The organism is Geminicoccus flavidas, assembly GCF_009806515.1.
Taxonomy (GTDB): Bacteria; Pseudomonadota; Alphaproteobacteria; order Geminicoccales; family Geminicoccaceae; genus Geminicoccus; species Geminicoccus flavidus.
The window spans coordinates 1-4,900 of record NZ_WUJP01000749.1 but is presented as its reverse complement, the minus strand read 5'-3'; the positions used below and the strand labels follow the sequence as shown (position 1 = coordinate 4,900).

Sequence of the window (4,900 nt, the reverse complement as noted above, 5' to 3'; positions counted from 1 at the left end):
CGGCCTGTTCGCCGTGATCCTGGCGAACATCGTCGCGATCTTCCTGATCCGCCTGGTGGCCCGTAACATGCAGAACCCGGAGAAGTTCGGATGAAGCGCTCCCACCTGGGCCACGCCGTGCTGGGTCACGGGCTGGCCTTCTTGATGTTCTTCCCGATCCTCTGGATGATCATCACCGCGTTCAAGACCGAGATCGACGCGTTCTCCATGCCGCCGATCCTGTTCTTCGAGCCAACCCTGTCGTCCCTGAACGAGGTCTTCGCGCGCGGCTCCTACTCGAAGTTCGTCACCAACTCGATCATCGCCGCACTGGGCTCGACGCTATTGTGCCTGCTCTTCGCCGTCCCGGCCGCCTACCAGATGTCGTTCTTCCCGAGCAAGCGCACCAACGGGACCCTGCTCTGGATGATCTCGACCAAGATGATGCCCGCGGTAGGCGTGATCATTCCCATCTACCTGATCTTCCAGGCCGCGGGGCTGCTCGACCACATCATGGGCCTGGTCCTGATCTTCTTCCTGATGAACCTGCCGCTCGCCGTGTGGATGCTCTATACCTACTTCAAGGAGATCCCGAACGAGATCCTGGAGGCGGCTAGGGTCGACGGTGCCGGCATCATGGAGGAGCTGCGTTTCATCCTCCTACCCGCCGCCATCCCGGGCATCGCCTCGACCGCTCTGCTCTGCACGATCCTGGCCTGGAACGAGAGCTTCTGGAGCCTGCAGCTCACCGCCTCGAATGCCGCGCCGCTCACCGTGTTCATCGCCAGCTTCAAGGCGGCGGAAGGCATGTTCTGGGCCAAGATGTCCGGCGCCTCGATGCTGGCGATCGGCCCGATCGTGCTGCTGGGCTGGGCTATGCAGCGTCACTTGGTCCGCGGACTGACCTTTGGAGCGGTCAAATGAGCAAGGCCTACCTGATTGCGCGGGTCGAGGTCACCGACCCGGAAGCCTACCGGAGCTACACCGCGCGCACCCCGGATGCGGTCGCCGCGTTCGACGGCCGCTTCCTGGTGCGCGGCGGTGCTGTCGAGGCACTGGAAGGGCCTGCGGAAGCGCGGCGGATCGTGGTCATCGAGTTCCCCTCGATGGACCGGCTCAGGGCATTCTTCGCCTCTGCCCAATACCAGGAAGCAAGGAGCTTCCGGCTGGGCGCGGCAGTGTTCGAGGCGATCGCGGTGGAAGGCGCCTGAGCCGAGCTGTTGCCCGGGCTCAGGGTCTCTTCCTGCGCACGCCCACGGTGCTGCCATCCGATGTCGGATGGCAGCTTGAATGAGCTCAGGCGGCGACCGCCTCCTGCCGCCCCCCTTCCTGGCCCGCCTCGTCCGCCATGATCAGGGCGGCTGCCTTGTGCCCCAAGGTCAGGGCGATCGCGTTGGTGTTGGCGGATGGGATGAACGGGATCGAGGCGCAGTCGATGACGCGCAGCGCCTCCACGCCACGCACCCGCAGCCGCGCGTCCAGCACCGCCATCGGGTCGCGGTCCGGGCCCATGCGGGCCGTGCCTACCGGGTGGAAGTTGGTCTTGACCGTCTTGCCCGCGAACGCCGCCAGCTCCTCGTCGCTCAGCTTGTCGGCACCCGGCAGGATCTCGCGGGCGATGTTGGACGCGAGCGGCTCGGTTGCCAGCAGGGTGCGGGCAAAGCGCATCGAGGCGAGCGTCAGGCGTAGGTCGTCGGGATGGCCGAAGAAGTTCGCATTCACCCTGGGCTGCTCACTCGGATCGGCCGAGCGCAGCCGGACCGTGCCGCGCGCCTTGGGCCGGAGCAGGCAGGAAGCGATGGTGATGCCATCGCCATCCTCCACGTCGGAAATGTCCCGGTCGACATGGACGATCGGGCCGCAATAGAGCTGGATCGTCGGCCGCTCGCCGCCGTCTGGATCGTAGAACAGGCAGGATTCGATCCCGGTGGTGGTCACTGGCCCGGTGCCGAACAGGAGATACTGCAGGCCGTTGCGGACCATCCGCCACCCATGGTCCTCGCCATGGTAGCCGCCGGGCTGCCGGCAGAGCGCTATCACCGGCACCTCGTGATGGTCCTGCAGGTTCTGGCCCACCCCCGGCAGGTCGGCCTGGACCGTGATGCCATGTTCCCGGAGATGGTCCGCCGGGCCCAGCCCGGACAGCATCAGGAGCTTGGCAGTGTTGTAGGTACCGGTCGCCACCAGCACCTCGCGCGCGGCATGTGCCCGGAACCTGGAGCCATTGCGGACGTATTCGACCCCGATCGCTCGCTGGCCATCGAACAGGATCCGGGTGACCGTGGCGCCGGTGGTCACCGTCAGCCGCTCGTCGTCCATCACCTGGGATAGAAAGGCCGTGACCGCGTCGCAGCGTTGCATCCTGCCGTTCGGCCCGATGCCCATCGTGTGCTGCATGACGCCCACGCCCGCCTGGACGGCGCCGTTGAAGTCACGGTTGTACGGAATGCCCGCTCCCTGGGCCGCCAGGATGTAGCGCCGCGTGGTGTCGCAGAGCTGGCCCGGATCGGAGACCAGCAGCCGGCCATGGATGCCGTGGTACGCGTCGTTGAAGTTGGCGTTCTTCTCCAGCGCCTTGAAGTGGGGGAGCAGGTCCGCATAGGACCAGCCCGAGCCCTGCCCCAGATACTCCTCCCAGCCGTCATAGTCCTCGCGCTGGCCGCGCATGTAGACCATGGCATTGACCGAGCTGCCGCCCCCCAGCACTCTGGCCTGGGGGACGATCGGCCCCCGCCCGCCCAGTTGCGGCTGGGGTGCGGTGTGGTGCATCTCGAGGAAGTCCTCGCGCCACAGATACTTCATGTAGCCGGCCGGCATCCGCATCAGCCGGGCATAGCTGGCCGCGCCGCGCTCGATTAGCAGCACCCTGGCGCCGTGCTCCTGGACCAGCTGGGTCGCTGCCACACAGGCGGACGACCCGCCGCCCGCGATCACATAGTCGTATTCCACCCGCTTTCCCTCGAGCTGCCCGCGTGGAGCGGATAGCGCAGGGAGCATCCCGGTCAACCGGGCAGGGCCTGCCTGCCTAGCTGGTCTTGTAGCTGTCGATGGTCTAGGCGTGCAGACATCGAGGCCCACCGTGATCAGGTCCTGGACCGGCTTGCCGTTAACCAGGTCGTCCAGCACGTACATCGCCCGGTAGCCCATCTCGTGAGGACGCTGGCCGACCTGGCCGTGGCTCAGTCCCTCCTTCAGGAACTGCATCTGCATGTCCAGGGTCTCGACGAACAGCAGGCTGAGGTAGCCAGATTTGATCCGGTCCTGGTACTGGCTGGTGAGCTGGCGGTAGGCCTCGGGCAGCATCTGCGGCGCCCCGCCGGCGTTCACCATTGCGTCCAGGTCGGGATACTTGGCCGGATGTCCGTCATCTGGACGATCGAGAGCGGTAAGTCGTCGTTGTTGTAGAGCGGGCAGCCTGCGACCTGCGTCCATTTGTCGGCCGGCAGGGTCTCGGTCATCCCCTGCATCCGCTCGTTCATGTTGACTGCCGCCGGCCCACCGCTCTGGATGCAATAGGTGCCGCCCTCGAGCTTGAGCGGCATCAGCCGCTTGGCCAGCTCCTTGCCGATCTCGGTGTTGGCCGTGCCGATATGGGTCGAGCGAAGTGCGTGGCCTGGTCGAGCAGGTCGCTGCCCCAGGTGACGAACGGGATGCTCCCGCCCTTGGCTGCCTGCGCGGCCTTGGCGATCGCCGGGGCATTGGCGACCGGCACGGCGATGCCGTCGACCCCGCGCGCGATCAGGTCCTGGACGACCTGGAACTGCTCGTCGCCGCCACCATGTTCGCCCGGCCCATATAATAGAACTCGATCCCGCAGATCTCCTAGGCGGCCTTCTGACGGCCGTCGCACGCCTGATCGAAGAACGAGTTGTTCATGTTCTTGGGCACGAGGGCGAAGGTCTTGTCCGCGGCAAGAAGAGTAGCGACCCGCTTCATGGATTGGACGTCCCTGATATTCGTTCTGGCCCAGGCTCGGCCGCCCGCCGTCTCACGGGCAGTCGAGCTTAGGCGTTCCCAGTCTTTCAGGACAATCCGATCCGCGGCACCGACAATGCGGATCGGCTCAGCTTCGCCCGGGCCTGCCGACGTCCACGCCCTCCGCCTCGGGCTGCCAGGTCACCGCCTTGAGCGTCAGTGCACGGCTGTGCCCATCCGCGCCAGCAAAGCTGATCGTCTGGCCCACGCGTAGGCCCAGCAGGGCGCTGCCAACTGGGGTCACGATCGAGATCCGGCCCTGGGCCACGTCCTCCTCGCCGGGATAGACCAGGGTCACCTCCCGCTCCTCGCCGCTGCTCGACGCGAAGCGGCAGCGGGAATGCATGGTCACGAGATCCGCAGGTGCCGCCTCCGGCGCCACGATCTCGGCGCGGTCCAGTTCCTCTGCCAGTGCTTCCACCAGCTCGCCATCACCCCGGCGCTCGAACGCCTCGACCACACCGGTCAGGCGGAGATGATCCAGCGTGGTGACCGTGATGGCGGGGGTGGCATTCTTGTCGGCAGTCATGTCGTCTTCTCCGTCAATATATCTGATCTGAGACAGGTTGTTCGGCGTTCAAGCGGCGCCTTCCTCGATCAGTCCTTCCGCCTGCCGCTCGAACAGGCGGCGGTAGACCCCGTCCTTGCGCTGCATCAGTTCGTCGTGGCTGCCGTCCTCGACGATCCGGCCACCCTCGAACACCAGGATCCGGTCCACCGCGCGCACGGTGGACAGGCGGTGGGCGATGATGATCGCGGTCCGACCCTCCATCAGCCGTTCCATCGCATCCTGAACCAGCGCCTCCGATTCGGAATCGAGGCTTGAGGTCGCCTCGTCCAGGATCAGGATCGGCGCGTCGGCGAAGAAGGCGCGGGCGAGCGCCACGCGCTGGCGCTCGCCGCCGGAGAGCTTGACGCCACGCTCGCCCACCGTGGTGGCATAGCC

Annotated in this window: 7 protein-coding genes; 2 read left to right on the top strand and 5 right to left on the bottom strand. The window is 66.3% G+C overall.

Annotated features, from left to right (window positions below; all coding sequences use genetic code 11):
• The first annotated feature begins 90 nt into the window (after positions 1-90).
• Both EQG76_RS21430 and EQG76_RS21425 read left to right on the top strand, forming a co-directional pair.
• Entirely contained in the window at positions 91-903 is an 813-nt protein-coding gene (locus EQG76_RS21430; protein WP_159716362.1) for a carbohydrate ABC transporter permease, read from the top strand.
• Positions 900-1,190 carry a DUF1330 domain-containing protein gene (locus EQG76_RS21425; protein ID WP_159716361.1) on the top strand — a complete coding sequence of 97 codons (291 nt, stop codon included), beginning with the start codon at positions 900-902 and terminating at the stop codon, positions 1,188-1,190. Before EQG76_RS21430 ends, EQG76_RS21425 begins: the two co-directional genes overlap by 4 nt.
• 85 nt (positions 1,191-1,275) lie before the next feature.
• Here the strand turns inward: EQG76_RS21425 and EQG76_RS21420 are convergent, their stop codons facing one another.
• The 5 genes from EQG76_RS21420 to EQG76_RS21400 all read right to left on the bottom strand — a co-directional run.
• Positions 1,276-2,976: a GMC family oxidoreductase gene (locus EQG76_RS21420; RefSeq protein ID WP_159716363.1), complete on the bottom strand. Its 1,701-nt coding sequence runs from the start codon at positions 2,974-2,976 to the stop codon at positions 1,276-1,278.
• Between the two features lie 326 nt (positions 2,977-3,302).
• Positions 3,303-3,521, bottom strand: coding sequence for a type 1 periplasmic-binding domain-containing protein (locus tag EQG76_RS21415; RefSeq protein ID WP_159716360.1), 219 nt, complete (start codon positions 3,519-3,521; stop codon positions 3,303-3,305).
• On the bottom strand, positions 3,521-3,829 hold the full coding sequence (locus EQG76_RS21410; RefSeq protein ID WP_159716359.1) for a substrate-binding domain-containing protein: 309 nt from the start codon (positions 3,827-3,829) through the stop codon (positions 3,521-3,523). Before EQG76_RS21410 ends, EQG76_RS21415 begins: the two co-directional genes overlap by 1 nt.
• 213 nt (positions 3,830-4,042) lie before the next feature.
• Entirely contained in the window at positions 4,043-4,483 is a 441-nt protein-coding gene (gene rnk / locus EQG76_RS21405) for a nucleoside diphosphate kinase regulator (protein ID WP_159716358.1), read from the bottom strand.
• 48 nt (positions 4,484-4,531) lie between these two features.
• Positions 4,532-4,900, bottom strand: a 369-nt coding sequence (locus tag EQG76_RS21400) for an ATP-binding cassette domain-containing protein (RefSeq protein WP_159716357.1), incomplete at its 5' end; no start/stop codon positions are given.

Excerpts from the sequence above, each read along its gene's own strand:
- EQG76_RS21415 (WP_159716360.1), bottom strand. The coding sequence starts at position 3,521 with ATGCCGCTCAAGCTCGAGGGCGGCACCTATTGCATCCAGAGCGGTGGG.
- EQG76_RS21420 (WP_159716363.1), bottom strand. The coding sequence starts at position 2,976 with ATGCTCCCTGCGCTATCCGCTCCACGCGGGCAGCTCGAGGGAAAGCGG.
- EQG76_RS21430 (WP_159716362.1), top strand. The coding sequence starts at position 91 with ATGAAGCGCTCCCACCTGGGCCACGCCGTGCTGGGTCACGGGCTGGCC.
- EQG76_RS21425 (WP_159716361.1), top strand. The coding sequence starts at position 900 with ATGAGCAAGGCCTACCTGATTGCGCGGGTCGAGGTCACCGACCCGGAA.
- rnk (WP_159716358.1), bottom strand. The coding sequence starts at position 4,483 with ATGACTGCCGACAAGAATGCCACCCCCGCCATCACGGTCACCACGCTG.